At 40.0% G+C, this 26,752-nt stretch carries 30 protein-coding genes and 3 pseudogenes; 26 read left to right on the top strand and 7 right to left on the bottom strand.

Translation table 11 applies throughout. The annotated features are described in order from the left end of the window. Window positions 1–94: 94 nt before the first annotated feature. Window positions 95–310: a hypothetical protein gene (locus EKM93_RS12835; protein ID WP_063488833.1), complete on the top strand. Its 216-nt coding sequence runs from the start codon at window positions 95–97 to the stop codon at window positions 308–310. Between the two features lie 3 nt (window positions 311–313). Beyond that, window positions 314–1,438: an ArdC-like ssDNA-binding domain-containing protein gene (locus EKM93_RS12830; protein WP_125715952.1), complete on the top strand. Its 1,125-nt coding sequence runs from the start codon at window positions 314–316 to the stop codon at window positions 1,436–1,438. 155 nt (window positions 1,439–1,593) lie between these two features. On the opposite strand, the gene EKM93_RS13775 is transcribed toward EKM93_RS12830, so the two are convergent. The 5 genes and pseudogenes from EKM93_RS13775 to EKM93_RS12795 form a co-directional block, all read right to left on the bottom strand. Beyond that, the gene (locus tag EKM93_RS13775; protein ID WP_230083882.1) at window positions 1,594–1,656 is read right to left on the bottom strand and encodes a putative holin-like toxin; all 63 of its coding nucleotides are present in this window, start codon (window positions 1,654–1,656) and stop codon (window positions 1,594–1,596) included. A 327-nt stretch (window positions 1,657–1,983) separates the two neighbouring features. Next, entirely contained in the window at window positions 1,984–3,903 is a 1,920-nt protein-coding gene (gene tet(M), locus EKM93_RS12815) for a tetracycline resistance ribosomal protection protein Tet(M) (protein WP_000691737.1), read from the bottom strand. A gap of 15 nt (window positions 3,904–3,918) precedes the next feature. After that, window positions 3,919–3,966: pseudogene (locus tag EKM93_RS13820) on the bottom strand (hypothetical protein); the annotation flags it as partial. Window positions 3,967–4,279: 313 nt separating this feature from the next. Further along, window positions 4,280–5,128 (bottom strand): conjugal transfer protein, encoded by an 849-nt coding sequence (locus tag EKM93_RS12800; protein WP_004256734.1) that lies wholly within the window; start codon window positions 5,126–5,128, stop codon window positions 4,280–4,282. A 28-nt stretch (window positions 5,129–5,156) separates the two neighbouring features. Beyond that, window positions 5,157–6,170, bottom strand: a complete 1,014-nt coding sequence (locus EKM93_RS12795) for a glycoside hydrolase family 25 domain-containing protein (RefSeq protein ID WP_011117013.1) — start codon at window positions 6,168–6,170, stop codon at window positions 5,157–5,159. Window positions 6,171–6,574: 404 nt separating this feature from the next. Between EKM93_RS12795 and EKM93_RS12790 the strand changes: the two genes are divergently transcribed. The 8 genes and pseudogenes from EKM93_RS12790 to EKM93_RS12755 all read left to right on the top strand — a co-directional run bounded on the left by EKM93_RS12790 (window position 6,575) and on the right by EKM93_RS12755 (window position 11,712). Continuing rightward, complete coding sequence (locus EKM93_RS12790) at window positions 6,575–6,736, top strand: ASCH domain-containing protein (RefSeq protein ID WP_081919925.1); 162 nt, start codon at window positions 6,575–6,577, stop codon at window positions 6,734–6,736. Between the two features lie 100 nt (window positions 6,737–6,836). Further along, on the top strand, window positions 6,837–7,421 hold the full coding sequence (locus EKM93_RS12785) for a recombinase family protein (RefSeq protein WP_002415392.1): 585 nt from the start codon (window positions 6,837–6,839) through the stop codon (window positions 7,419–7,421). A 134-nt stretch (window positions 7,422–7,555) separates the two neighbouring features. Continuing rightward, window positions 7,556–8,347 carry a ParA family protein gene (locus tag EKM93_RS12780; protein WP_016527412.1) on the top strand — a complete coding sequence of 264 codons (792 nt, stop codon included), beginning with the start codon at window positions 7,556–7,558 and terminating at the stop codon, window positions 8,345–8,347. Window positions 8,348–8,418: 71 nt separating this feature from the next. Then, window positions 8,419–8,658 (top strand): hypothetical protein, encoded by a 240-nt coding sequence (locus tag EKM93_RS12775; RefSeq protein ID WP_041095869.1) that lies wholly within the window; start codon window positions 8,419–8,421, stop codon window positions 8,656–8,658. Between the two features lie 23 nt (window positions 8,659–8,681). After that, entirely contained in the window at window positions 8,682–9,059 is a 378-nt protein-coding gene (locus EKM93_RS12770) for a hypothetical protein (RefSeq protein WP_062688638.1), read from the top strand. Between the two features lie 505 nt (window positions 9,060–9,564). After that, a complete protein-coding gene (locus EKM93_RS12765; RefSeq protein WP_125715950.1) occupies window positions 9,565–10,674 on the top strand; it encodes a replication initiator protein A in 1,110 nt (369 codons plus the stop codon). 149 nt (window positions 10,675–10,823) lie between these two features. Further along, the gene (locus tag EKM93_RS12760) at window positions 10,824–11,021 is read left to right on the top strand and encodes a hypothetical protein (RefSeq protein WP_057868195.1); all 198 of its coding nucleotides are present in this window, start codon (window positions 10,824–10,826) and stop codon (window positions 11,019–11,021) included. Window position 11,022: 1 nt separating this feature from the next. Next, window positions 11,023–11,712 (top strand): annotated as a pseudogene (locus tag EKM93_RS12755) (zeta toxin family protein). On the opposite strand, the gene EKM93_RS12750 reads toward EKM93_RS12755, so the two are convergent. Continuing rightward, the gene (locus EKM93_RS12750) at window positions 11,702–11,980 is read right to left on the bottom strand and encodes a hypothetical protein (protein WP_057904517.1); all 279 of its coding nucleotides are present in this window, start codon (window positions 11,978–11,980) and stop codon (window positions 11,702–11,704) included. The pseudogene EKM93_RS12755 and the gene EKM93_RS12750 overlap by 11 nt on opposite strands. Before the next feature lie 22 nt (window positions 11,981–12,002). Further along, window positions 12,003–12,230 (bottom strand): hypothetical protein, encoded by a 228-nt coding sequence (locus EKM93_RS12745; RefSeq protein WP_003555660.1) that lies wholly within the window; start codon window positions 12,228–12,230, stop codon window positions 12,003–12,005. A gap of 252 nt (window positions 12,231–12,482) precedes the next feature. On the opposite strand from EKM93_RS12745, the gene mobQ reads away from it, so the two are divergent. From mobQ to EKM93_RS12665, 16 genes and pseudogenes are all read left to right on the top strand, one after another. Continuing rightward, on the top strand, window positions 12,483–14,543 hold the full coding sequence (gene mobQ / locus EKM93_RS12740; RefSeq protein WP_125715949.1) for a MobQ family relaxase: 2,061 nt from the start codon (window positions 12,483–12,485) through the stop codon (window positions 14,541–14,543). Between the two features lie 51 nt (window positions 14,544–14,594). Continuing rightward, complete coding sequence (locus tag EKM93_RS12735) at window positions 14,595–14,933, top strand: hypothetical protein (protein WP_011222043.1); 339 nt, start codon at window positions 14,595–14,597, stop codon at window positions 14,931–14,933. Between the two features lie 38 nt (window positions 14,934–14,971). Further along, window positions 14,972–15,586, top strand: coding sequence for a hypothetical protein (locus tag EKM93_RS12730; protein WP_125715948.1), 615 nt, complete (start codon window positions 14,972–14,974; stop codon window positions 15,584–15,586). 1 nt (window position 15,587) lies between these two features. Continuing rightward, window positions 15,588–15,923, top strand: coding sequence for a CagC family type IV secretion system protein (locus EKM93_RS12725; RefSeq protein WP_015474618.1), 336 nt, complete (start codon window positions 15,588–15,590; stop codon window positions 15,921–15,923). Between the two features lie 21 nt (window positions 15,924–15,944). Beyond that, on the top strand, window positions 15,945–16,307 hold the full coding sequence (locus tag EKM93_RS12720) for a hypothetical protein (protein WP_014216295.1): 363 nt from the start codon (window positions 15,945–15,947) through the stop codon (window positions 16,305–16,307). Beyond that, window positions 16,276–16,935, top strand: a complete 660-nt coding sequence (gene trsD, locus EKM93_RS12715; RefSeq protein WP_125715947.1) for a TrsD/TraD family conjugative transfer protein — start codon at window positions 16,276–16,278, stop codon at window positions 16,933–16,935. The genes EKM93_RS12720 and trsD overlap by 32 nt, the downstream gene beginning before the upstream one ends. A gap of 11 nt (window positions 16,936–16,946) precedes the next feature. Then, complete coding sequence (locus tag EKM93_RS12710; RefSeq protein WP_125715946.1) at window positions 16,947–18,962, top strand: VirB4 family type IV secretion system protein; 2,016 nt, start codon at window positions 16,947–16,949, stop codon at window positions 18,960–18,962. Then, on the top strand, window positions 18,955–20,373 hold the full coding sequence (locus EKM93_RS12705) for a type VII secretion protein EssB/YukC (protein ID WP_034528466.1): 1,419 nt from the start codon (window positions 18,955–18,957) through the stop codon (window positions 20,371–20,373). The genes EKM93_RS12710 and EKM93_RS12705 overlap by 8 nt, the downstream gene beginning before the upstream one ends. Beyond that, window positions 20,374–21,527, top strand: a pseudogene (locus tag EKM93_RS12700) (phage tail tip lysozyme). It abuts the gene before it with no gap. Between the two features lie 13 nt (window positions 21,528–21,540). After that, window positions 21,541–22,158 (top strand): hypothetical protein, encoded by a 618-nt coding sequence (locus tag EKM93_RS12695; RefSeq protein ID WP_019875121.1) that lies wholly within the window; start codon window positions 21,541–21,543, stop codon window positions 22,156–22,158. Further along, window positions 22,145–22,513: a thioredoxin family protein gene (locus EKM93_RS12690; RefSeq protein ID WP_019875123.1), complete on the top strand. Its 369-nt coding sequence runs from the start codon at window positions 22,145–22,147 to the stop codon at window positions 22,511–22,513. The genes EKM93_RS12695 and EKM93_RS12690 overlap by 14 nt, the downstream gene beginning before the upstream one ends. Further along, window positions 22,514–22,984, top strand: coding sequence for a hypothetical protein (locus EKM93_RS12685; protein WP_021349293.1), 471 nt, complete (start codon window positions 22,514–22,516; stop codon window positions 22,982–22,984). A 1-nt stretch (window position 22,985) separates the two neighbouring features. Beyond that, window positions 22,986–24,497, top strand: coding sequence for a VirD4-like conjugal transfer protein, CD1115 family (locus tag EKM93_RS12680; protein ID WP_125715945.1), 1,512 nt, complete (start codon window positions 22,986–22,988; stop codon window positions 24,495–24,497). Window positions 24,498–24,519: 22 nt separating this feature from the next. Beyond that, window positions 24,520–25,389, top strand: coding sequence for a conjugal transfer protein TrbL family protein (locus EKM93_RS12675; RefSeq protein WP_062688611.1), 870 nt, complete (start codon window positions 24,520–24,522; stop codon window positions 25,387–25,389). 23 nt (window positions 25,390–25,412) lie between these two features. Continuing rightward, window positions 25,413–25,811 (top strand): hypothetical protein, encoded by a 399-nt coding sequence (locus EKM93_RS12670; protein WP_125591049.1) that lies wholly within the window; start codon window positions 25,413–25,415, stop codon window positions 25,809–25,811. A gap of 6 nt (window positions 25,812–25,817) precedes the next feature. After that, window positions 25,818–26,752 (top strand): DNA topoisomerase (locus EKM93_RS12665; RefSeq protein WP_263853587.1); only part of this gene is annotated, 935 nt, incomplete at its 3' end.

Below are 26,752 nucleotides of genomic sequence, written 5' to 3'. Positions count from 1 at the left end.
CGGTTGGTGAACCCGTCATTTAGGTTCACTTTTACAACCCTAAAAGTAAACCTAAACAACGGGTGAGATTAGCAACGAAAGGGAGATCATAAATATGGATAACGAATTAACAGTCATTGGGAGTGAATTACCCGTTTTGCAGACTAAAGGAACCTACAAGTATTTAAAAGAAATCACTGGTAACGGCGCTTATTATCAAGTGGCCTGGCAAAAATTAGCCGATGGCTACGTTGCCCTTTATGGCACGACCCCGATTCAAGCCAAAGTAGCTCCCATACTGAATGATATTTTTGAAGATGAGGAGGGGTAGACAATGCCGAGTAAAGCAGACGTTAAAGCCTGGAAAGCGCAATTAGTCGCCCAAGCCGAACAACAAATCCTAAAATTAACCGATAGTGACCGATTTAAACAGTATCTTAATACCCTGGCTAAATTTCATCATTATAGCGCCAGAAACATTGACTTGATTTATGCGCAAAATCCGCAAGCCACGCAAGTTGCGGGTTTTAAGCAATGGCAAACAGATTTTAACCGCACCGTTAATAAGGGCGCTAAGTCCATTCGAATTGCGGCCCCGATTATTAAGAAATTAACACCCGCTGAGCAAAAGCGCCTTGATACCACCGATGAGCGGGCCATTGTGGGTTATCGTTACCTGCCCATCTTCGACGTGGCACAAACTAGCGGTGACCCTGTTCTAAGCGCTAAAGACTTTGTCAAAGAAAATTTGGCCGATCATCAGAATGTGGCAAGCTTATATAACGCGTTCAAAGATTATTTAAACCAGCAAACCGACCTTAAAGTCAGTGAAGTGCCTTTAGCGACGCTAAATGGGGCTAAGGGGTATTTTCAACCCAGCACTAATGAAATCGTCATTGGCGGTGATGAGCCCGACAATGCTTTGAAACTAAAGACGTTATATCATGAATATGCGCATAGCCAGCTACACGGATTAAAATCAGCCTTTAAAGATCGGCCACGAGCTTATCAGGAAACCCAAGCCGAAGCGGTTGCATATGTCGCCATGCAAAATATTGGCGTTGATACCAGTAACTATTCACTCGGTTATGTGGCTACCTGGGCGAAAGATAAAGCCGTGATCCATAGCGCTTTAAGTGAAATCCAGCAAGTTAGCAACAAAGTGATTGAGCTTAGCGATGGCTTAACCAAACAATTAGGCTTACAAGAAGCCCCAAAAGAGCCTGAGCATGATTTAAAAAAGCTATCAGCCCAAACACTTAATAAGTCCTATCGAAGCTTGCAACAACAAGTTCAGCAAGCAACTAATCCACAACAAAAATCAGAACTACAAAATAAATTAAATGATGTACACCATGAAATCAGTAATCGAACGCAAAAACAGCTGCAAGCATTTGCTGAACAGAATCCGGGAATCAAACAACCTGATCCTGAATCTGATCAAAGTCTGAAACGTTAGCCAGTTTTTAAAGGGCATGCTATAATGGAGACAGAAAAAGGAAGCCCTGCGCTAACAAGACTTCCCATGCAAGCCGCTTCAAAGGCGGTGGCATTAGTTAACTAAACGATACTGTCGTCCCGTAACTCGCCAAAGTTATAATCGGGGCGGCTTTTTTATTTGTTCCTTTTGTCGATGTATGTTAGCAACGCTAAAATAAACATTGCAAACAGCAACATCAACGAGAGAGTCTGGAAGACGCTCATTGACTGTGAAACCTTCCTGAAGATTATTCCATGTTCCCATGGGCCTCACCTCGCAAGGGAAAAGACAGCCACCGCCCTTAAAACTTCCTGCGTAATCTATTATACAGGTGAATTAAGTATTGTGCTTGGTCAAAGCGGTAAAAATACTGCAACTGCTGAAAATAGTGGTAAACACCATTTTAAAGGAAGCTGATCTTTTTTGTCCGAACAGCGTTCGGATTAATTTTACAATCTACCATATTAAAGAATATTTCATCTTATTTAATAAGAAACCATATTTATATAACAACATAAAACGCACTAAGTTATTTTATTGAACATATATCTTACTTTATCTATCCGACTATTTAGACGACGGGTCTGGCAAACAGGTTCGCCAGTGGTAACCTGATATCCTTTTAGCTCTGCTAAACAAACACTAAGCCCATTTGTAAAAAAAGTTAAATCATTGCGATAATCTTGAATACATCGAGCAGGAATTTCTCCAATAATAATGACCTCATTATTTTTCAGTTGAGTATTTACGATATTTGCACAATATTTGGGAGCATCGTTATATGCCCGTGAAAGATATTCCTGTGGTGCATAAACTTTAAAACTAAGATATGGCTCTAACAATTCTGTTCCAGCTTTTCTAAAGGCTTGCTCCAGTACAATAGGAGTAAGCATCCGAAAATCTGCTGGAGTACTAACAGGGCTATAGTATAAACCGTACTTAAAACAGATTTTACAATCCGTCACATTCCAACCATATAATCCTTGTTCGCAACCATAGCGTATCCCTTCCATAACTGCATTTTGAAATGATTGATTTAAGTATCCAAGAGAAACCGAGCTCTCATACTGCATTCCACTTCCCAACGGAAGCGGTGATACAGATAAACCAATGGAAGCCCAGAAAGGATTTGGCGGCACTTCGATGTGAATGGTATATTCTGCATTTTTTAACGGTCTCTCCATATAAATGACTGTAGGCTCTTTTAGTTCTATCTCCACATGATACTTTTCTTGCAACAGTGCACTAATCACTTCCATTTGTACTTTCCCTAAGAAAGAAAGTATAATTTCATGTGTCGTAGAATCCACGTAATATCGTAGAAGCGGATCACTATCTGAGATTTCCAAAAGGGCATCAAGCAACATTTCTCTCTGTTCAGGTTTACTCGGTTCAACAGTTGTTTGTAGTAGAGGGTGCGGATTTTCAATCTTTTTTCTCTGTGGCAATAGTTTTGTATCTCCAAGAACACTATTTAACTTCAAAAACTCATTTTGCAAAATAACAATTTCTCCAGAATAAGCTCTATCAATCTTACATAATTCACCATTTATTGAAGTATACATTTCTGTAACTTTTATTTTTTCTTTTTCTGATACTCTAACCGAATCTCGTAAATGTAGTACTCCACTATAAAGGCGTATATATGCAAGACGTTGTCTTTTTTTTGTATATTCAATTTTGAAAACATTTCCGCAAAGTTCAGACGGACCTCGATGTGTTGATGAATAAAATTTATTAGTAATAACTTCTATAAGGTTATCAATCCCTATATTACTTTTTGCACTTCCATGATAAAGAGGGAACAGAGAACAATTCTGAAATCTTATGCTTTCCTCTTGTTCGAGTTCCAATGCTTCTAATGATTTACCGGACATATATTTCTCTAAAAGGTCATCGTTTCCCTCTATTACCGTATCCCATTGTTCAGATTCGGTAAAGTTCGTCACACACATATTAGGATACAGTTCTACCTTCTGTTTGATTACAATTTCGGCAGAAAGTTTCTCTTTAATATCCTGATAAACCGTTGATAAATCAATTCCATTTTGGTCAATCTTATTGATAAAAAAGATTGTGGGAATCCCCATTTTCCTAAGTGCATGAAATAATATACGAGTTTGTGCTTGTACGCCATCTTTTGCAGAAATCAGTAGAATTGCCCCATCTAAAACTGATAATGAACGATATACTTCTGCTAAGAAATCCATATGTCCTGGCGTGTCTATGATGTTCACCTTCGTATTTTCCCACTGAAAAGAGGTTATTCCTGTCTGAATTGTAATTCCTCTCTGACGTTCTAAAAGCGTATTATCCGTCCTCGTTGTACCTTTGTCCACGCTTCCTAATTCTGTAATCGCTCCACTGTTATATAATAAGCTTTCTGTTAAGGTAGTTTTTCCTGCATCAACATGAGCTAAAACTCCAATATTAATAATTTTCATGTGATTTTCCTCCATTCAAAAACCCAAAAGGGCATAAAAATCCCAGTGATAAATACTTTTATCACTGGGATTTTTATGCATAACCATAGGTATACAAAGCATACAGATATTCTCTGGATACTTTAGAATCACATGATAAAGGTATTCTTAAACTGGGTACAAAAAACTAAGCCCTCCTAAAAAAGGACATCTAATTATTTGTTCCCGCTATCAAATTGACAGTTTATTTAAGAATACCTTGCCGCATATTTATTAACTCCTTTTAAATAGTCACTTAAATAATAGCACGTAAGAGCATATTTGTAAAGGAATCTCCAATTTTTTATCAAAAAGAGTACATGATTACAAAGTATCTGTAATCATGTACCAATATTTGTTATTTTACAATCTTCCAATTATCTTGTTTTTCTAATATCAACTCAAATTGCGAGATTTGGGTTGCCTTTGTTTCTTGATCTAAATATTTCACAGCGACATTCACGATTACTTGGTTATCTTTTCTGGTAAAGATAGGATTCACCAATTCCTCGAAAACATATTCCTTGTTAATCATAGGTAACACATGATTACTTACATAGTAAGTCAATTCTTTTTCTGTGGCGGTAGGATAGAGCTGGAAGAACGTTTCTAAAAAGCTAATGATTTCGTCCATCGTTTCTGTATCTACTGTATGGTCACTTTCTAGCTGTTTGGGTTGGTAGTCCGATTTTTGAGGTTTCTTACTCATTGTCGGATTTTTGATAATAACCATATTATCTGATTCATCTATATGGACAACCACATGAAAGCTAGACGATATAGTTTCCTTGTCTTTGTCTTCGGTAATAACTTGTTCAACAGAAAACAGTACCTCAAAGGTGTTCTCATTCACTTGAGAAACCTGCCACACCTGTATATCGTTCACACTAGAACTAGTAGGAATATCCTTACGAATCATTTCTTCATTTAATACCTGCAATTCTTCCGTCAAATAATGGGTCAATTTCTCATTTCGTTTATCAATGGCTTCTTGGGATTGTTGCCACGAAAAGTAGTCTTTCGCAAAGGATTTCACAAAACTTTCTACTTGGTTGGTATCGACAATCTGCTGTTTAATGATTTCTGTTTCACGGACAGTATGAGTGTCAATGGCAGTAAAATTTTTATAGATTCCAAATCCGACACTACCAATCAATAAAACCCATAAAACAAAGGTTAATTTCTTATGCGTGCCAACTTTAATCATCGGAACTTTTCTTTGCTTGCTCGGTTTTTTAGATTTCTTTGGTTTCTCCTTCTTTTCTTTTCGCTCGTTTATCAGCACCAGTCCCGACGCTTCCTGTCAAATAACGGCCGATAATGTTATAGCCAGCTGCTTTCAGTGATTTAGCCGTAGCAGCTGATGTGATTTGAGTAGCCATGTCGACACCATCTGAAGATCGGTTAGTGTTACCATTACTAGTTAATAAGCCTTTGATCACAGTTAGGTCAGCAGTTGAAGTATAAGGAGGCAACTTCATGAATTTTCTAAAGGAAACTATACCGTCGGCAACATTTTGTGTAAATTGGCCATTGAAGGCGCCTGAATAGAAACCATTAACGTAAAGACCATATTGAATAATTTTAACGATTGCCCCAGTTGCGCCAGAATTAACAGTTGGTGTTTTATTGATCGTACCAGGACCATAATAACCATTAGCAGTTCCAGTATCCATACCTTCCACTGACTGCAAAGCATAAATCAAAGCAGTGTTCGTATCCCTTTGATAAATTCCATCACATGGTAAAATACCAGTGTAAGCTTGATAATCATGATTAAGCTGTTGTTGCATTGAACGGATTTTAGCGTCCCCACCAGGAACTAAAACAAACGCGCTCATTGTCAACAAGGCTTTCATAATATCCGAGTTTACATTGGCGCTGGTGTCTTTGATACCGGCGTCTTTTTTTAATTCAACGACAGCAGCAGCCGTGTTAGTAGTAAATTCTCCGGTAAAGTCTTCAGGGTTGATACCCTTACACCAAAAGCCACCTTGGATTATTTTAACAACATTGTGCTTAAAGCCAGTTTTAACTTTATTAGCAAATTGAGTATCCCATTTAGCGGCAGTTGAAGGGCCAAAATTATCAACTAGATCTGTGATACCTAATTCGTGTTGCAGGGCTCTAGTTAACCCATAAACTGTGTTCCAACCAGTATTACCGTCCTCGGGTACTTTACCAAAGCCAGAAACTTTACCGTAAGTTTTGTTGAGCCAGACTTGTGTTTCTTTTACCATTTCATCCATACATAAATCGTCCTTTCTGTGTTGTTTAGCAACCATAAGCGCCTACAACGAACAAGCTATCAAATGAGTAAGCAGTTTCTGATTCAACCTCCTTAAAAATTATTTGCTCAATATTCGAACACACGTTCGAGTAGACGGCTTAATTTTAGCACAGAAAAACAAGAAAACAAATTTTTGTCGGATTATTTTCGAACAAAAAAGATCTTCCAGGAAAATGGGAAGATCAAGTAAGCTATATATTTTTAAGGGCCCATTTTTACCAAATCGCCCCTCGAAAACGTTGAAAGAATAACCCCCAATATCTATAATGTAGATATTGGGGGCTATTTTCCTTAAATACAGTATAAATGACCTCTTTTATTTGCCATTTTTTCGATACCTTTTAGCACGATTTTGACCAGGAAATAAACGATCATGCTTACCTTGAAGGTGAAGGAAATCGAAGCTTAGAATATTGGCGAAAGGTTCATAAAGATTTTTTTGAAAAGGAATATTATCAGGCTGGAAAAGTATTCACAGATCGAATTCCATGTATCTGTGAAACTTTTAAAGTCGTGTATAAGTAAGAACCTGGCCACTAGGGTATACCCTAGTGGCCGTTTTTATTTCTGTGCTATACTAGGAATTACAAGTGTTCATTAGAACTGTCCAAAAGGGGAATTGGAAATGGCTAAAATCGGTTATGCGCGTGTGAGTTCCAAGGAGCAACATTTAGATCGACAATTAGCGGCTTTAAAAGGTGTTGATAAATTATTTACGGATAAATTAAGTGGGGCTAACACTAATCGGCCAGAATTGCAAAAAATGCTGGCCTATATTCGCGAGGGCGATATTGTCCTGGTCACTGAATTAGATCGCTTAGGCAGAAACAACCAGGATTTGACTAAGATCATGAACTCCATTCAAAATAAGGGGGCCACCCTAGATGTATTGAATTTACCGTCCATGACAGGAATCGCTGATCCTAACTTACGGCAACTGATGACCAATTTGATTATTGAACTCTATAAGTATCAGGCCGAAAGTGAACGTAAGCGAATCATTGAGCGCCAGCAGCAAGGGATTGCCTTAGCTAAGCAGCAGGGTAAATATCATGGGCGCAAACCCCAATACACCCAAGACGATCCCCGCTTGCAACATGCTTTTAAGCTTTATCAGGCAGGCATGAGTGACATAGACGTTGCTCGGAATACCGGGATCAAGCGGACAACTTTTATTCGATATCGTAAAAAGCTTAATATCAAGAGATAGGACACTTAGCTAGTGTATACTAATCATTCATGAATATAAATCATATGTAACATTTGCAAATATACGTGCTACGCGCTATTATACATGTAGTGATATTTATTAAGCTTACTTAGCATGTATGAGGAGGGAAACTAATGGAAATTATTACATTTTCAGCTATAAAAGGCGGCGTTGGTAAAACTACCCTAGCTTTTAATTATGGTGAATGGTTAGCAAAAAATGGCAAGCATGTTTTATTTATTGACTTAGACCACCAAAGTAATTTAACCCAGACTTACAACATTTACGACAATCAAGACACCGTTGGCAACATTTTCTTAGATCGAGGGAAAGTCAAAATACATGAAATAAGTGCTTATATTAGTCTAATTGCCGGAGACATGCACCTTGACGATATTGAGCGGACCATTGAAAATAAGACTAACAAAAACATGTTCCTCTACATGTGGTTGTCAGATAATTATGAACGTTTAAATTTAGGAAAATTCGAGTATATTATTTTGGATTGTCACCCAGATTTTTCTACTGCTACCAAGAATGCAGTAATCATTAGTAATGCTATCCTTAGTCCAATCACACCTAGCGAACATGGGTATAATGCAAAATTTAACCTAGAAGAAAGAATTAACGAATTACGCAAAGAAGCCATTGATTACTCTACTAGAAAATCTTATGTCACGACAAAATTATTTTTTATCGCCAACATGATTAAACACAACACAAGATCATCTCGCGAGTTATTAAAAGCCTTAAAAGGCGATCCCAGTGTATTGGCTACAGTTCCAGAAAAGGAGCTATTCAATCGTTCAACGTTGGATAAAAAATCTCTTTCAAAAATGGCTGAAGACCACAAAACATATATTGATCAACATGAATTTTTTGATAGTATGGACAAAACATTTAATGAAATCACGGAAAAGTTATAAATGCTTTGTACACGTGTTAATCACATGTATATTCAATACGTATACATGTGAATTATAAAGGAGGACTACCTATGGCATTCGATCCAGAGAACAAAAACATAAAAAAGGCACTACAAAAAAATGAAACAGAACAGCAAACTGATACTAAAGATAAACTTGTTATTCCTGTTTTTAAAGATGAAGAGGAACGTACTAAGAACTATACCTTTTCACTTCAACCTAGCGCACGCAAAAGACTTGATGGTCTGGCTAAAGAACATAATTTTAAGTCTGCCTCCAAATTTTTAAATGAGCTTATAAAAAATATGTGATGTCACTTTAAGGGGGGGTTGTTATGGAAATTTCAATAAATGTTACATTTTTGCTTGCCAGCCTTATTGTCTTTTGGATAATTCCAGCCATTGGAATTGCCAAAAAGCACCTAGTAGATGACCGCTTTTTTATTCGCCAGTGGTTATTTCCAATGCAATATTGGTTACAACTTTTCTTTGAAAGAATCAGTGGTAATCGTCGTATTGTCGTAAGAATTTTACAAATAATGTCCCTGTTTATCACTTATTTCATCGGGTTACTTATGCTCCTTATATTTAGTGCTTTTGATATTAATACGGCCAAGCATTTTAGTGTCTTTATATTATTTGAGTATTTACTGGTATCTTCTATTGCTTACTGGTTTCAACCAAAAGCTGGCAAAGTATACAAGACTAAATAAAGTTGCTGCTAGGTAAGCGCTATGCTAGACTAAGACTAATTTAACAACCGAATACAAAGATCAAGCTAAACAGAAAAATCCCCGATTCACGAGGAATCAGGGATTTTAGGTTTAGCAAGTAGCTAACAGACAGCTACTTAGATTCAGACGATTTAGACCGGCAAGTTAAAATCGTCTGAACGTTGTTCTTAATTTGTAAGTTAATTATACCGCAAACCAGCCCGTAAGGACAAGTTAAGGATAGTTAAAAAACACAAATTAAAACCAATGGACTAAGTAGCTAACCGAAGCTATTTAGTCCATTTTTGTTGTTAGCAATTAAAAAAAGTTGCCGACTGGGCAACTCACAAATAGACACATGCTGGTAAATTACAAAGCATTCATTTAGCCGTGAGGCTTTGTAATTCAGTTAGAGCATATCAGATTTGTATTTTAAAGCAAATCAAATGTTTTAGCAACTCTCTTTTGAGACAGCGTGTGTCAGTCAAGAAAGGGAGTTTTAATTATGACAAAATCAACAAAGTTCAATTACTATGAAGCCGATAACGTATATGGAGCCTTATTTTTCCAATTTCCTAAAGTATTAATGTATGGCGATCAATACAAACATTTAAGCAATGACGCTAAATTAGCTTATATGGTCCTCAAAGACCGTTTAGAGTATTCTTTGCGCAATAACTGGGTTGATAGTGAGGGTCATGTTTACTTTATCTTTACCAACCAAGAACTAATGGACTTGTTTAATTGCTCAAAGGGAAAAGCCATCAAAACAAAAACAGAGCTGGAATCAATCGGATTACTCGTTCAGAAACAAATGGGTTTTAACCCGAAAACTAAAAAGAATGAACCGAACCGTTTATACCTTTCCAAACTTGATGTCAAAGCCACCGATGTCTATTTACGCGGTGAATATGGTCAAAATAGCCCGCAAACCCTTGCTACGAGCGGAAGTTCAAAAAATGAACTTCCGCGGGAGACCGTTGAAACCCTTGCTACGAGCGGAAGTTCAAAAAATGAACTTCCGCATAAGTTCGTTGACGACACCCCGCAAACCCTTGCTACGAGCGGAAGTTCAAAAAATGGACTTAATCTATATAAAGAACCTAAAGAAAAAGATAAAGATAGATACAATATAGATACTCAAAAGTTGGACTTTTCCACAGCCAATTTTTCACCAGCTGAAATTGAAGCCCAAAATCGGGATTTAGTAAAACATGCTGATGAGTTCTTAACTGACGAAGATAATGGTTTGCCGGTCTTCTTAGAACCAGAAGCAGTGCAACTACTTAGCTTTTGGTGCCGTACCCCGCAACAAATGCGGCGCTTTATTGGCATTATCATAAACGCTAAATATGCTGTTGAAAAAGAACATAAGGATTTAGGCGTATGGATTATATTAGATGACCCTGATTTAAAAAAAATGATGACCAAAACATTAAGACGCTATTTTAATGCCCTAAGAAGCGATGAGAAACATATCAAGAATGTTGAGAACTACCTGTACGGCACCATGCAAAACCTATTTGGTGTTTGGTGGAACCAACAAGCAGCTAGAGAATATGCGGCCAAACACCCTAAAGAACAAAATATTGATAACGAGCATACTTGGAATTAAACGCCATATAAGCTCATTTAAGCCGTTTTAAGTGTTACATGCATAATTATATTAAAATCGTTTTAAAATCGCTTAGAAGCAAAAATAGGCACCTTGAGTGGCTGAATTGGCGATGACTGAACTAAGGGAATGTGAAAGGAGCTTTTTAAATGACCAAATCCAGCAAAGAAGTCGAAACAATTGATCAATTGTTGGCTGACCCATGGGCAGTCGATATTCAAGACATTTGGGAGCAAGCAGCCCATAATCCAGATCCTGATAAACGCAAGCTGTTTGACGCGTTACACACTTACCTCTTAGATAAACGCCAAGAGCAAATTATCAACGAAAAGCATTTCGTGATTTAACATGAGTGAGCTAAAGAGATACATCATCGTGGCTGGGATAAACGGTGCTGGTAAAAGCACTTTATATCGCGCGAGACCCGAATTATTTACTCACTCCAAACGATTAAATGCCGATGAAATCCTACAAAAAATGGGTGGCGATTGGCATAAAGATCGTGATAACGTTAGGGCAATGCGCGAAGAAATAAAACAACCCCACGCGGCTTTAGATACCGGGCAGAGTATTCATGTTGAAACAACCTTAGCTGGCCAAGGAAAGGCACAATTAAATTTAATCGAGCGGGCTCACCAAAATGGTTTTGAGGTCACGCTTTTATACGTGGCATAAAAAAACGAAAGAGTAGCAATTAATCGGGTTCATGAACGGGTCAAAAAAGGTGGGCACGGAGTACCAGATGAAATTGTTAAAAAACGCTATAATCAATCAAATCATAATTTAGCAATAGTTGCATTCAAAGCTGATAATGTCGTGATCTACGATAATAGCCAAAAATTTGTGTCAGTTTACAGACGAGAACATGACCAAGTGATCAAAAATAATTTGCATAACTTTCCTTGGATAAATCCCAAAATCACCTTTGAGGCAGCTATACAGAAACAACTAAATGACTTTGTTAAAAATAATCCAGATTTAAAAATTAGAAATCCCATGAATAATTCAGAAAATAAAAACGATCGGCCTAGTTATTAGGCTGATCGTTTTTGAGTTTATTTGGTTTATGGGCGTTAACATAGTCAGCAAATGTTTTTAAAAGTTCTTCGGTTTGTTCAACCGAAAGGTTATCAGCTTGAAAGTATTTTTCTAGCAAAGCCCCTTTTTGAATTAATCGGCGAGAACGTGCTTTGCGGTCTTGTCGGCTTTCATAGTATTTAGATTGCCGTAATTTAAAATCTTCCCGCTCAATTTTTTGTTTTAAACGCGCTTGCTGCTCGACTAGTTTTTCATATTGATTAGACATGGAATTTCCCCATCTCGTATGGCTAATGATCTACGGACTTTACCTTTAAAAATTCAGAAAATTGCTTAGCTAAAAGCTTAATCTGATCGTTAGACAAATTAGCATAATCTAAATTGGCTTGACTGATGATTTGTTTACCTAGCCGTTGTTCAATCTTATTTTTTTCGTCCTTAATTTTTTGATTAAGGGCTTTTAATTTAGCTTCTTGTTTTTCTAAGTTACTTTGAGACATAACGATCCCTCCAATCATATTAGAAATAATCACTGAAACTATATCATATAGGAAACGTTAAGTCAAAGTATAAAAGTTGAAATAGCGAAGCGGAAGGCATACACTAAAAGTAAATTCAGGAGAATCAGCAGACCGAGTGAAACGAGGTCAATGCGCACTTACACATAGAATGAATTCTATGTTGTGCTAACCCCCAAAAACCTGTATTAGAAGTCGCCGATGGCGACAACAAAGTCAAGCCCATATACCCAAAGAAAGGTGGTGACCGACATGGCAATTTTTCATATGAGTTTTAGTAATATTAGTGCTGGAAAAGGACGAAGTGCCATTGCCAGTGCTGCTTATCGAAGTGGTGAAAAATTATTTGATGATAAAGAAGGTCGCCGATATTTCTATGCCCGATCGGTAATGCCAGAAAGCTTTATTTTGACGCCAAAAAATGCACCGGAATGGGCGAATGATAGGGAGAAGTTGTGGAATGAAGTTGAAAAGAAAGATCGTAAATCAAACTCACGGTATGCAAAAGAGTTTAACGTAGCTTTACCGGTAGAATTAAGCGAAGATGAACAGAAAGAATTATTAACTAAATACGTGCAAGATAATTTTGTCGATCAAGGTATGGTAGCTGACGTAGCAATTCATCGTGATCACCCGGATAATCCGCATGCTCATGTGATGTTAACTAATCGGCCCTTTAACCCCGATGGTACTTGGGGATTAAAGGCAAAAACGCAGTACATTAAAGATGAAAATGGAAAGCAACTTCTAACTAAAAGTGGGTTCCCAAAACAAAGAAAAATTTGGTTAGTTGATTGGGATAAAAAGGAAAAAATTAATGAGTGGCGGCATAATTGGGCAACAAGTGTTAATCAGTCTTTAGCACAAAAAAATATTCCCGATCGAATTAGCGAAAAATCATTTGTCGATCAAGAAATTCAAGAGACACCTACCCAACACGAAGGCATTAACAGTCAACGACAAAACAGAAAAGCATTTAATCAACAAGTTAGAGCACAAAGAAGCACTCAAGCTAAGTATCATAATATTAACGAAAAGATCCGAAATCATGAACATTTTGACGCATTAACTGACGAGTTATCATTTTCCGAAAAGCACACGATTAGCCACCTAAGTCAACAACTGAAAACCTATGTCGATTTAGAGCATTTAGACGATAAACAGCGCATGCTGTTTAATTGGAAAAACAGCTTATTAATTAAACATGCCGTTGGTGAAGATGTAACTAAGCAACTGCTGACTATTGACCAGCAAACGACATCACTAGCACAAGCTAATCAGTTGTTAAATAAAGTGGTGGAACGAGCAACTAAAAAATTATATCCAGAACTTGATTTTGAACAGACAACCGCGGCTGAACGACGGGAACTAATTAAAGAGACTAATAGCGAACAAACGATTTTTAAAGGTAGCGAATTGGCAGAACGGTTAGCGGATATTCGAAACGACTTATTAACCCAGCAATTATTGACGTTTACCAAGCGGCCATATACCAGCTGGCAGTTAGTTAATCAGCAAGTCCAGACGATTGAGAAGCAATTAACCACGGTACTAGCCAAACATGGTCACCAGTTAGACGATTTGAAGCATACTGATCGGGGCATGCTAGCCGCTTATGAACCTAACGAACTCGAATTCATTTCTAAAGCGGTGAAAGATTTACGGGTTATGCGGGAAGTTAAAGCCGTGGTGCAAACCCAATATGACAGCATTCTAACGACTGCTTTTCCGGACAGTGACCTCGATAAGCTAGAGACGATTGACAAGGAGCAAATCTATACCGCTGTGGTTTACTATGACCCAGAATTAAAGCCATTAAGCGCCGATGATCTTAGTCAATTACAACAGCAGCCACCGGTAGTCTTTACTAGTCAGCAACACCAAGCCGGTTTAAATTACCTGTTAGGCAAAATTGAATTAAAAGATATTCAGGACCATCGGCTACAACGGGTCTTAAAACATGATGGCACCCGGCAACTGTTTATCGGCGAATGTGGCCAAGATCCTAAGTTGGATCACCAACAAATTGAAATGGTGCAAGCCCATTTGAAACAACAGGCAACCCGGTTTGACCAATATAAGCAAGCTCAAGTTAAGGACTATCAGGCCATTAATTACCACCCAACTAGCCCGAAAAATTACCTGATGAATATTTTGGACGAAGCCTTAATAACCATTTTATATGCGAAAAATACGGACTATCTAAGAAAGCAGCAACTACGTGGACTAAAAGAGACCGAGTGGGAAATGACGAAAAAGCAACGGCAACACCAAACTCGAAACCGGCATGAAGATGGGGGCATGCATTTGTAACCTAAATGTAAAAAAATAAATGGTGTAAGTTACACCTTTTAGTGCTAAACTATGACTAAATTAAGAAAGGAGAACTTACATGTGACAGGCAATCAGGAATGGTACAGCCTAACGCAAGCTAATCATAAGCTGGGGCGTGGCCGAAATTATGTCAGCAACTGGATCAAACGACATCCAGAGTTCCCTGATCAATTTTTGCTTGGTTCAGGTACCAATAAATTAATATCTGATGAAGGGATAGAGTGGGTTAAAAACCACATAAAAAAAGAGGGCGTCCTCGTAAGCAGTGAAGTTGCTAACGGGGATCAGCACCTAGAAATACGCCTTCTAGGTGTTACCCTCCTAATAATCCATTTTACCGGGCGGGTTAGGGGAAAGCTAGTTGTTTAATATTTCTAACCCAACAAACAACATAAGGAGGTGATCCAATGAAAGTAGAAAGCTGGCAAGGCATTAATGGCAAGCTAGTTCATGATGATCAAAAGGCGATTGTGGTTGATGATGACCAAGCATTGACTGATCCAAAACAGTTACAAGCAATTTTAGATCAAGACGGCCAGCCAATCGATGAAGTTCGTCGAGCAATGATTAAGAAGACCATTAAACGTCAGCTAAAAACTCCGCCATTAAAACTTAGGGGCTGGTTTAATCGCCATCAAGACAGTCACAATGCTAAAAAGACTGAAAAATTGGTGAGTGACAAACCGACCCATCAATATAAGCAGATCAAAAACGAAATGACCTTTTTTGGTGAAAGCTTCTTAGAAGGCTTCTTAGGCTTCTATGGCTTAGAAGTTGATAACGCCTTAGGCCGTTACGAACATAATTTGCATGTCTTAGAGACCCAAGAGCTAGGTCAGTCAGAAAAGGAGTATTACTTAGCCACGAGTGAAAATGGCCGCGTTAATTTAGCTACTGACCCATTACCAAGCCAGCAAATTGCCGAGGAGCAATTGGACAAATTCTATCAGCGAGAACCCGAGCAAACCCAGGCAGAACAAGTTCAATTACGGTCATCAGAAGACGAGGGAAAGGAGGAATAACATGAAGTTCAGCAAAGTAAAAGCGCTAGCAACCACTGGAGCTACTGCGATTTATTTAGGGCTGATGAACGCCCAGGTTGTTTTGGCGGCGGACGGCGGCGAAGTTAAAAGCAAGTTAACTCAAGCTGGTAAGACGATTCAAGGTATTTTAACTGGCTTGGTCGTTTTAGTTGGGATTTGTGTCGCGCTATTTATTATTATCAAAAGAATGCCTGACGCAGACGATCCACGAGAGAAATCAGAGGTTTATCACGCGGTTGGTCGGGTGGCTGGTTTAGTGGCCCTAGCGGCAGCGATTATCTGGCTATTACCTTGGGTTTACAGCCTATTCACTTAATTTAAAAAGGAGCCTGCCAAAATGAAGAAAGGAAAAGAATTTATCTTTCCAGAGAACGTAGATAAAGATTATGGGATCTGGAAAGACTACACCTTGAAGGATTTTGGCTATGCGGCGCTGGCAGGACTAGTGGGCTTAATTTTTATTGCGATCCCACCCTATGGCCTAATTTTAGTCCTGATAAAAATAGTGATTGTTGTCTTAGCCATGACGATTGTCATGGCTATTTTAACAATTCGGCCAGTTGCGGCGCGGAAGAATATTAAAGTGCGGGATAACTTTAAGTTAAAACGCCGCTATGCCAATGGCCAGAAACTGTTTTATTTAAAACCGAAGAAGCGAGGTGAACTAAATGCGTTTGAAGAAGAGCAAAACCGCCAATAAATCAGCGAAGCTCGATTGGGATTACCAACCGCCTAGAATCAATGGTGGCAAAGAGACCATTGATGACATGAGCTTGGTGGTGGGTATGTATGGTAACTACGAAGTTACCAAAACGGGTAATCTCGTTGGAATTTTGGAAGTTAGTGGGATCAACCTTGATCTACTTAATGAAACCGAACAGCAAGACGTCTTTGAGGACTATGGCGCCTTTCTCATGAGTACGTTAGGTGAAGGGGTTGATGACACCTTACAGTTCTTAGAGCCGACAATTCCCGTCAATATGACAGCTTATCTCAATGGTCTCAAACGGCGGTATCTCGCTTTACAAAAAGATCACCCCGAGCAACAGTTCAAAATCCAGCTCATAGCCAGTTATTTGGACCACTTTACTAAAGTCCAAGAATCCAAAAACATGACGACTAAGCAACACCTGCTAATCGTTAAGGTGCCGATTAAGGACAAAAGCGTTAAAAGCTTAAGCTTAGCCGTCACCCACTTAGACGAGAAGATCGAACAGGTTAAGCGGGATATTGAAAATGCGTTAACAGACTTTGATGTGACGGCCAAAGTGTTGACTAGTCAAGAAGTTCAAGAGATTTTAAAGAACTTAATCAATTTCAATGGATAGGAGGTAACAGTATGAGTTTTGGTGATAAGGTCATTGATTTGTTCATGCCAACCAAGAAAGAAAGTCAGCAAAATAGTGAACCAGCAGTTAATAAGCATAAACCGGAGGTTGAAGACTTTACCAAGCTGATTGATCGCGATAGCTTGCATTCACTATTTCCATTTAGCTGGGAACAGTACCCCACCTACGTCCAGTCGGGCGAGAATTTTATTCGGGTGTTAGCGATTGCCGACTATCCTAAGCGGGTGTATGGCAACTGGTTATCGGAGTTAAAGCGCAAAAAAGGCGTTATCGATATTGTGCAATATATCGACAGCGCCAGTAACAATTCAATGATTACCTATTACAAGAAGACGATTCAAAATAAGGAAGCGCAGAAGCTCAATACGTTCGACCCGTATAAAAAGAAGATTCTGCAAAATTATATTGATTCAGCCAACATGCAACTAGATAAATACCTTGATAATTCTACCACATTTGTGTACCAACATATGCTCATTTATCTACGGGCCAACAGTTTAGCAGAACTAGATGACTTAACCGAGAACGTCAAGAACACCTTGATTAAGCTACAGATGAAGCCCTTGGTGCCCGTTAAAGCGACTTTCCAAGCATTTTGGTCAACCATGCCAATTAACGAGAACCTCATGGGGGATTACACCTATAAAGAGAGTAATACCGAAGTCGCCAGCAGCATGTTTCCCTTTGATGACGCGGAAATTTTGGACTTGAAGCCGAGAAGCGATATTGAAGGGGTTAACAAAGATACCAACAGCTTAATTGCCGTGGATATGCTGGATCGCAATAAGACGCTTAATCAAAATCAAGTCATTATCGGGACTTCCGGGGTTGGTAAAACCACCTATATGATCCAGAAAATCTTACGCTACGCCATTCAAGATTATCAGCTTTACATTATTGACCCAGAAAACGAATATACCAAGATTGTTGAAGCCCTAGGTGGGGCGGTCTTACATCTAACCTCGAATGCTAAGTACAAAATTAATCCGCTCCAAATCTTTTCCGAAGAAATCCTCAGCGCTGATGAAGCGGTCACGAACCTTGATTTACTAGTCAAAGACAAAATCCAGCGATTAAAGGGGTTCTTTGAAGTCCTTAAAACCGGGATTACCCAAGTTGAACTGGCAATCCTTGATGATGTCGTTAAACAAGCTTACGTCAACAGTGGCGTTTTGAAATATAGCCGCTTAAAAGAAATTAAAGATGATCAGTGGCCGACCTTATCCAATGTTTATGATGAGTTGGAAAAACTGGCAGATAAGGATACTGACAAATTCAGTCGGGTTAAAGACTTCTACTATATTTTAGGCAGTTATACCCATGGCTCTAATAGCCTATTTGACGGCCACACCAACGTTAACTTAAAAGGGAAAATCATTTCCTTTGATTTAAAACCGCTACAAAGTGAACAGGAAGTCCAATCTGCCGCCTATCTAAATACCTTCCAATATTTGTGGGACGAAATCACTAAAGATCGGCATAGCCGCAAAAAACTGTTTGTTGATGAATTTCACTTTTTAACCTTGCATAAAGCGGCCGCCACCTTTTTCCACCAAGCATACAAGCGGTTTAGAAAGTACAATGCCGGAGCCATTGCCGGAACGCAGCAAATTCAAGATGTGATCGAAGGAACAACTGATACCGGTCAAAATATAGGTGAAGCCATTATTGGTAACTCCTATACGAAAGTCTTTTTCGGTTTAGACGGTAAAGGCGTTGATGATGTGATTACTAAGTTGAGAATGACGTTCTCGGATAAAGAAAAGAAATTATTGGAGCGCCGCCGGCAAGGTGAAGCCCTGATGATCTATGGTAGCCAACGCGCCTTTATGTGTGTCGAGTTGACCGAAGAAGAATTGCGGTTAATTGATCCCGAAGCTTACCAAGAAAAATACAACCGTGAGACAGCCATTCAACCGGATTATCAAAAGCGCGTAATCCTGACGCCAAGTGAAATTGACGCCTTGACCACTACCGAAGAGGAAGGAGGGACTTTAAATGAGTAAATCAAATCAGCTATTAAATATCGAGGTCGGCACGTTCAAGCGACAAGGGAACAAGTTAATTCTCGAACTCAATCACAATCAGTTTCGATATGATCAGTTGAGTGAGCTAAACGAATTAAAGCAAGCTGATGCCAATTTTTTGCAGTTGGTTAACGTGGTTGAGCAAGACCAAAAGGTCGTTTTAACTTATACCTTGCCAGATAAGGTCAGATCATTAAAGGAATTACCACATGAGAATAAGGCAATCCGGGCGGCCATTGCGAAAGAAATCATGGCGCAAAAGGTGGTTGCTGATAGCCAGTATCACGTTGCATTGAACCCAGCTAATCTGTGGTATTACCCCATGCAACATGTTTGGTACGCCTATCGCGCCAATGAACTCATGCCTTATGATGACAAACATAGCAATTTAGCCAAATACAAAGCGCTGATTCTATTTTGCTTGACGGGGACGCCCTATGAACGGCTACTAAGCAATCCTAAAGAAGCCCTAGCTAAACACCCTGATGACTATTTACAACAAGTAGCTAAAGCTACGTCGTTAAATGAGTTAACGGAAGTGGTTAACAGCATTGAGGACTTTGTAAGTTATCACGAATGGCAGGAAGTTGAAACGGCCCAACAGAAAACCAAACAACGTTTATGGTTGAGCGTGGCCGGAGTGGCGATTGTGGCCGTTTTGGCTGTCGGTTTAGTCCATAAAAGTGACGAACGAAAGTATCAAAGCTTAGCTAACCAGAACCAAGCCCAGGTCACACGATTAAAATATAGCGGCCAAATTCAAACTGCTTTAAATGATCATAAGTGGTCAGAAGCGCAAAAAGATATGCAACGGGCCGGCTACCCTGCAACTAAGCAAGTCAATGTCTTTTTAAAGCATGGTCAGTACCAGCAAGCTTTAAAGGTTGATCCAAGCCAGTTGAATAAGGTTGTCAACATGGCTTATGCCAACAAGGATAGTGGGCAGGTTGCCAAGTGGGAATTGCCAACTAAGGCGACAAGCAAGCAAAAAGACCAGTTGAAACTCGAAAAAGCGATTGTTAATTATGATACCAATACGCTTAATAACCAATTATCCTTTACGACGAACGCTGATGTTTTATTGAGAATGGGACAAGCCTTCCTCGCCCATAACGATACGCAAGACGCCCAGACTGTCCAAACCAAATTAGCCGGCGTGAACAGCCCTAAAGCCAAGTATCTCAAAGCGCTATTAAGTCTCAATTCCGCTAAGAACGAAGTTAGCGACGCGCAAAAGAAGTTAGATGACGCCAACAAGATTGATGGCAGTAAAGATAAGGATAAAGACAAGAAGGTGGATTCAGCCAAGTCGGACTTAAAGAATGCGCAGAGTGACCAATCAGCAGCGCAAAAACAAGTTGATCAGGCCAAGCGCAAAGTGGGTGATTAAATGCAGATATTGTCGCTTGAATATAAGAAAAAGAAGTGGAAGTTGATTGCTTATATTGTGGGCGGTGCCATTCTGCTAATCGTCTTGCTGATTGCCGCGATTACTGGTCAGCTACAAGAAAACAGTTGTGATAACTCAACCACCACAGAGACGCAATTGGATAGTAAGAGCATGACAGAAAATGCCAAAAATATCTATGCGCACTGGAAACAGAAGTATGGCGCCACCCCACAAGCGGCCGCCGGTATCTTGGGGGTCTTACAACTGGAAAGTCGCCTTGATCCCAATTCGGTTAATTCAAGTTCCGGTGCCACGGGCTTAGCCCAGTGGTTAGGTGGTCGAAAGGATAAGTTGGAAGATTTAGCCCACAAAGAAAACAAACCAGCGACTAATCTCGGCGTGCAGTTGGACTATCTCGATCAAGAATTGAACAGTAGTTACTATGCGTCAAACAAGCAGATTTTTAAGTATACGGACGTGCATAAAGCGACCAAATCTTGGTTAATGGATTACGAGGGTATGAGTAAGAACCCGGAACAATGGTATTTAAGCCAAAGATACGGGTATGCCGATCATTGGTATTCCGTGTTGGGTGCAAGTGATCCCGTGGCCGGTAATACGTTAGATAATGCAAGTTCAGGCGATCTGACCGAACTAGGTTGTGATAGTGACCCGAGCTATTCCGGCGGTAGTATCGTCAAAAATGCGGAAAGTATGAAAGGTGACTTCTACTATGTGCAAACCCACCCCAGCCCCGATTTAGGTAGCGATTTAAAGAACCCTAACAAAACCGGTGGGACGGATTGTTCGGGCTTTGTCTGGTTAGCGCTTAATAAAGCTGGTTACAAGGTACCGGCCAACATGGGCTGGTTTACCGGTACGATGGCAAGTGACGCCAAAGGCAGTCATCAATATCTGAAACAGATCAGTGAAAATGACGCCAAAGCCGGCGATATTGTGATTGTTAATCAAGGTGCCGGGGCCGGGAACAATGGGCACACCGCAATCTTGTTAGACAAGTGGCAAGGGAAAGCCACCAAAATCATTGAGCAAGGTGGTGTCGGCGACAAGGTTAACGAAAGCACATTTGGCACCGCGTTTATAGCTTATTGAACGGTAGCGATGTGACGTTAGCCCGGCCAATCAAGAAGTAAGGAGGACGAGCAAATGAAACGCAGCATGGTTTTAAGTATTGCAATTGGTAGTTTGATCTTAATCATGTCATTAGGGGCGAATGCCTATCAACATAGCCAAATTAAGCAGGCACAACAACAGATTAGTCGCTTACAACAACAAAAGCGTCAAGTCAGCCGGCAATTGACTAAAACCAACCAACAAAAGCAGTTATTGAGCACCCAAATTGACAGTTATAAGACCTACCAAAATAATAAGGACAAAAGTCAGGCTGAATTGAGCTTTAATACGGTGGTCACCAAGTTCTTTGACGTCATGAATAACTTCAAGCCCAAGACCTACGGTCAGCGTAAAGATGGCGTTAAAGACTTGATTTCCGACAAATTGTACCAGCAATACTTTTCAAATAAAGGCACGTATGGTGATAGCAATAGTGTTTCAGCCAAATTAGATCAGCTGAACCTGTATACACAAAGTAAGCAGGGGCAAAACATGAAGGGCTTGGCCGTCGTCAGTTATGAAAGTAAGAGTGGCGACAACGACTGGCAAAAGGCGACGGTGCTTTATCAAGTGACTTTCGATACCACCACGAATCGAATCACCGCAGTCCAAAACTTAGGCAGTAGCTTCAAAGCCAGTGACCTTAATTAAGCGGGTTGGTAAAGCCCTAGCGGTAATCGTGGTGGTTTTAGCCGTTGGCGGGTTTGCCAGTCATCAATATGTCAACCACGTAGAAAAGCAGCGACCAATCGTGACGCTGGCTAAGCACCCTGAAAAAGTGTTGTTCTTCTATCGCGATGATTGCCCGGATTGTCAGTCTATTTTCCATCAAATTTATTGGCACAACGCAATCAGTCACAACATCGTCTTGATTAACATGAATCAACCGCAGAATCGGCATTACATTCAAAAATATCAATTAACGTCAGTACCAACCTTGATCCATGGTAAGCAACGGTACACCGGCACCAACCAACAAAGAATTAAACAGATAGTAGGTGATTAGATGAAAGACAAATTATTAAACAGCGTTAAAGCTAGTTGGCCGTACCTACTAACGCTAATCATTGGCTTGTATTTAGCGGAGATTTTAGCTGGCTCTGTCATGGCCTTGTCCCGCTATAAGTTGGCATTTGCAGATCATATGCCAACCGTATTAAAACAATTAGCCTTACACCCTTGGCACTATTACAACTTGTATTTGGGCCAAAAGAACCCAGTACTAATTATTGTCAGTGTCGCCGTGGTCCTATACACCATCTATTTTGCTTTGAAGCGCAATAGCAAGCACAAAGCGTGGGAAACCGCAGACACTGAAACCCACGGGAGCGCGACTTGGGGTAATCTAAAAGAATTGAGTGACCATTACTTTAGTATCAATGCTAAAGACCTCACCACAGCATTTAACAAGAGTACCAAGGCCGAAATTCTCAAATCATTAGTGGATCGAGAAAAGTCAGCGAAGGGAGGAGATTAACATGAATGGCACCATTTTAGGGATCGTGGATAAACAGATTGTTTACCAGAATAACAGTACCAAGCCGAATCGAAATATCTTCGTGGTTGGTGGCCCGGGATCATATAAGACCCAGTCAGTCGTCATTACCAACCTGTTTAACGAAACGGAGAACAGCATTGTGGTAACTGACCCGAAAGGTGAATTATACGAAAAGACGGCCGGTATCAAACTAGCCCAGGGTTATCAAGTGCATGTCGTCAACTTTGCCAACATGGCGCACAGTGATCGCTACAATCCTTTTGATTATATTCAACGGGATATTCAAGCTGAAACCGTCGCCACGAAGATCGTTCAGAGTGAAAATGCCGAAGGCAAAAAAGACGTATGGTTCAGTACCCAGCGGCAACTTTTGAAGGCACTAATCCTGTTTGTGATGAACCACCGTGCGCCCGACCAAAGGAATTTGGCCGGTGTAACGCAAGTCTTACAAGAAAACGATGTGGAGGCCGAGGAAAAGGGCGCAGATAGTCCGTTAGACACCTTGTTTCTTGAGCTAACTATGACTGATCCAGCAAGACGCGCTTATGAGTTAGGGTTCAAAAAGGCCAAGGGGGAAATGAAAGCCAGCATTATTGAAAGCCTGTTGGCGACCATTTCGAAGTTCGTCGATCAAGAAGTGGCCGACTTTACCAGCTTTTCGGATTTTGATTTAAAAGAGATTGGCAATGACAAAGTGGTGCTATACGTGATTATCCCCGTCATGGATAACACTTATGAAAGCTTCATCAATCTGTTTTTCTCACAATTGTTTGATGAATTATACAAATTAGCCGCCGATCATCACGCTAAATTGCCCCACCAAGTTGACTTTATCCTTGATGAATTTGTCAATTTAGGGAAGTTTCCTAAGTACGAAGAATTTCTAGCGACGTGCCGGGGGTACGGTATTGGCGTGACGACCATTTGTCAGACCTTAACCCAGCTACAAGCCTTGTATGGCAAGGATAAGGCCGAAAGTATCTTAGGTAATCACGCGGTTAAAATTTGCTTAAATGCTGCTAATGACGTGACCGCTAAATACTTTAGTGATCTGTTAGGAAAATCAACCGTCAAAGTGGAAACCGGTAGTGAGAGTACCAGTCATAGCAAGGAAGAAAGCCACAGCAAGAGCGATAGTTACAGCTATACGAGCCGTTCGCTCATGACGCCCGATGAAATTATGCGTATGCCCGAAGATCAGAGCTTATTAATCTTTAGTAATGCCCGACCAGTCAAAGCGACAAAAGCGTTCCAGTTTAAACTATTTCCGGGGGCTGATCATTTGGTTAACTTGTCACAGAACGATTATCAAGGCCAACCAGAAGCCAGCCAAGAAACCAACTTTAAGAATAAGGTAGATAAGTGGAATCAGACAGTTAAAGCACAGCACCAGGTCAAAAAAGCTGATCAGACAACTGATGATGAAGAAGAAAATCTACAGGATAGCATGGATCAAGACTTAAAAGTAAGGCACAAAAAGATGTTGGGTTAATGATTAAAAAGGAGGCTAAAATATGAAAAGTCTTTATTTCCACCCAGTTTTGGCAAGTGTCTTAGGCGATAAAATTTCGGGTGCTATTAATGAATGGCTTAAAGGCGTTTTTAGTGGGGCCATGAATGGTATAACATCATGGTGCAGAGCTATTTTCGATCAAATTGGTCAACATGAAACCGTCCTAGATCAATGGTATGCAATCTTTCTTACTTTTGCGACGTCCCTAGTGGTCGTTGTTGTATTGGGAAGAATTGTAGGAACTTTGCTAAAAGAGGCCGATGAAAGTACTGATGTTACTTGGGCTAATATTGTGATGGACAGTCTTAAATCAGCTGCCGCAATTCCGGTCATGGTCTTTTTACAAGGATTTTTACTGAAAGCAATCGTGTTTCCGCTCGGTAAATTTATGTTTTCAATGAATAGTAAATATACGGCTTCAATGATTACCGGTTCAAAAAATATTGGTGGAACATTGGCGATAGGATCGGTTATGTCACTGATATTATTAGGATTCTTTGCGATAGTGACCGTGTTCTTCTTCTTCAAAATGTGTATCTTTATGGCTGATATAGCCTGGTTCTATCTAACAATCCCGTTTGCGGCCATCAGTATCGCAACCGAGACTTGGGATTATAGTGGCACTTGGTGGAAGAAGTTAATTTACCTAAACGCTTCTATGCTCTCACAAGTGTTATCCATGACCCTATGTGTTTGGGGAGTTACCCATTGGGTTAGCAACGGAATTGGAGCTTTTGCTTTATCGATTGGTATGGGTTGGCTAGTATTGCATACACCGAAAGCTGTCGAGGACTTTTGGAGTTCGACTGGTGCTACTAAAGGCGGTTTAGCAGGGGCTATGAGGATGTTAAAAAATAGAATAAAGCATTAGGCCAAAAGGGGGGGGTTATTTAAATGAAGTGGCGAGAAAAAATAAAAACGAAGTGGCGAGTTGATTCGCATGTCAATGTTTTTAAAGGAGCTCCACTTGACCACTTAATCTTCTACTATCTGTATCGATCACTAGAATGGTTCGTCATCGTTATGGGAGGTTTGCTAGTTCTATATGAAGTTTTAGCTTGCCTGTGGCTTGAAGTAATCGTTTTGCTAGTGGGTGGCAGTGGCCTAGTCATGATTCTAAGAAGCGGAGCTAAAAGTGAACATAAAGCTTACAAAGATTGCTTAAAGGAACGTCAACAGGCTTATGAGCAGGTCAAACAAGAGGACATGCAAGCACTTAGAAAACAAGCCTGGTTGGATAGTGCGAACCAAGGCAAAGAAGAATTAGAACAGAAACTGAATCGTAAGGAGTGAACGAACATGACCACTGTTATCTTAGCTGAAAAACCCAGTCAAGCCCGTTCATACGTAGAAGCATTTCAACAGCATACAAAAAAACAGGGTTACTATACGGTTAGTGACCCTGTTTTGCCCCAAAATACTGTAATCACGTATGGATTCGGCCATTTGGTCGAATTAGCAACACCAGAAAAATACGATCAAAAGTACAAGCAATGGGCGCTATCTAATTTACCGATTTTCCCCGATAAATACAAGTTTATCGTGCCAACCGATAAGAAAACGCAGTTTAAAGTCGTCAAAGATTTACTAACGAAAGCAGATACAGTGATTGTTGCCACAGATAGCGACCGAGAAGGGTCAAATATCGCGTGGTCGATCATGAACCAAGCGCATATTGATGTTAAGTCGAAAACGATTAAGCGCCTTTGGTTGAATAGCCTAGAAAAAGACGCGATTATTACCGGCTTTAAAAATCTTGGTGATTGGCACAAAGACTATTTGGCTTATAAAGAAGCCCAAACCCGTCAAATTAGTGACTGGTTAATTGGTATGAATGGCAGTCCTTTATATACTTTGTTATTAAGACAAAACGGGGTACGCGGGGTGTATTCGATTGGTCGAGTACAGACGCCAACCTTATATATGGTCTATCAAAGAGACCAGGCAATCAAAAACTTTAAGCCGGAACCCTATTTTGAACTAAATGCGGAAATTTTAGCCAATCAGCAAAAATTCGTCGCAAAATTAGACCCCTATCAGCGGTTTAAAGATGAAACAGGGCTAATGACATTCATGCAAGCTAAACACGTTCAGAAAGGCTCACAGGGCGGTTTAATCAAGGACGTGCAAAAGCAGGCTAAAAAGAGTGCCAGTCCCCAACTATTCTCGCTATCCAGTCTGCAAAGTGCGATGAATAAACGGTATCATGCCAGTGCCAGCCAAACCTTAGCGGC

The organism is Agrilactobacillus yilanensis, from assembly GCF_003946725.1.
Taxonomy (GTDB): Bacteria; Bacillota; Bacilli; order Lactobacillales; family Lactobacillaceae; genus Agrilactobacillus; species Agrilactobacillus yilanensis.
The sequence above is the reverse complement of the archived record's forward strand: the minus strand, read 5'-3'. Positions and strand labels throughout refer to the sequence as shown.

Coding starts and splice junctions, on each gene's coding strand:
- EKM93_RS12765 (WP_125715950.1), top strand. CDS start 9,565: ATGACAAAATCAACAAAGTTCAATTACTATGAAGCCGATAACGTATAT.
- mobQ (WP_125715949.1), top strand. CDS start 12,483: ATGGCAATTTTTCATATGAGTTTTAGTAATATTAGTGCTGGAAAAGGA.
- EKM93_RS12675 (WP_062688611.1), top strand. CDS start 24,520: ATGAAAAGTCTTTATTTCCACCCAGTTTTGGCAAGTGTCTTAGGCGAT.
- EKM93_RS12770 (WP_062688638.1), top strand. CDS start 8,682: ATGGAAATTTCAATAAATGTTACATTTTTGCTTGCCAGCCTTATTGTC.
- EKM93_RS12695 (WP_019875121.1), top strand. CDS start 21,541: ATGAAACGCAGCATGGTTTTAAGTATTGCAATTGGTAGTTTGATCTTA.
- trsD (WP_125715947.1), top strand. CDS start 16,276: ATGCGTTTGAAGAAGAGCAAAACCGCCAATAAATCAGCGAAGCTCGAT.
- EKM93_RS12835 (WP_063488833.1), top strand. CDS start 95: ATGGATAACGAATTAACAGTCATTGGGAGTGAATTACCCGTTTTGCAG.
- EKM93_RS12730 (WP_125715948.1), top strand. CDS start 14,972: ATGAAAGTAGAAAGCTGGCAAGGCATTAATGGCAAGCTAGTTCATGAT.
- EKM93_RS12750 (WP_057904517.1), bottom strand. CDS start 11,980: ATGTCTAATCAATATGAAAAACTAGTCGAGCAGCAAGCGCGTTTAAAA.
- EKM93_RS12710 (WP_125715946.1), top strand. CDS start 16,947: ATGAGTTTTGGTGATAAGGTCATTGATTTGTTCATGCCAACCAAGAAA.
- EKM93_RS12680 (WP_125715945.1), top strand. CDS start 22,986: ATGAATGGCACCATTTTAGGGATCGTGGATAAACAGATTGTTTACCAG.
- EKM93_RS12670 (WP_125591049.1), top strand. CDS start 25,413: ATGAAGTGGCGAGAAAAAATAAAAACGAAGTGGCGAGTTGATTCGCAT.
- EKM93_RS12795 (WP_011117013.1), bottom strand. CDS start 6,170: ATGGATGAAATGGTAAAAGAAACACAAGTCTGGCTCAACAAAACTTAC.
- EKM93_RS12725 (WP_015474618.1), top strand. CDS start 15,588: ATGAAGTTCAGCAAAGTAAAAGCGCTAGCAACCACTGGAGCTACTGCG.
- EKM93_RS12760 (WP_057868195.1), top strand. CDS start 10,824: ATGACCAAATCCAGCAAAGAAGTCGAAACAATTGATCAATTGTTGGCT.
- EKM93_RS12735 (WP_011222043.1), top strand. CDS start 14,595: ATGACTAAATTAAGAAAGGAGAACTTACATGTGACAGGCAATCAGGAA.
- EKM93_RS12830 (WP_125715952.1), top strand. CDS start 314: ATGCCGAGTAAAGCAGACGTTAAAGCCTGGAAAGCGCAATTAGTCGCC.
- EKM93_RS12745 (WP_003555660.1), bottom strand. CDS start 12,230: ATGATTGGAGGGATCGTTATGTCTCAAAGTAACTTAGAAAAACAAGAA.
- EKM93_RS12705 (WP_034528466.1), top strand. CDS start 18,955: ATGAGTAAATCAAATCAGCTATTAAATATCGAGGTCGGCACGTTCAAG.
- EKM93_RS12785 (WP_002415392.1), top strand. CDS start 6,837: ATGGCTAAAATCGGTTATGCGCGTGTGAGTTCCAAGGAGCAACATTTA.
- EKM93_RS12775 (WP_041095869.1), top strand. CDS start 8,419: ATGGCATTCGATCCAGAGAACAAAAACATAAAAAAGGCACTACAAAAA.
- EKM93_RS12800 (WP_004256734.1), bottom strand. CDS start 5,128: ATGATTAAAGTTGGCACGCATAAGAAATTAACCTTTGTTTTATGGGTT.
- EKM93_RS12780 (WP_016527412.1), top strand. CDS start 7,556: ATGGAAATTATTACATTTTCAGCTATAAAAGGCGGCGTTGGTAAAACT.
- EKM93_RS12720 (WP_014216295.1), top strand. CDS start 15,945: ATGAAGAAAGGAAAAGAATTTATCTTTCCAGAGAACGTAGATAAAGAT.
- EKM93_RS12685 (WP_021349293.1), top strand. CDS start 22,514: ATGAAAGACAAATTATTAAACAGCGTTAAAGCTAGTTGGCCGTACCTA.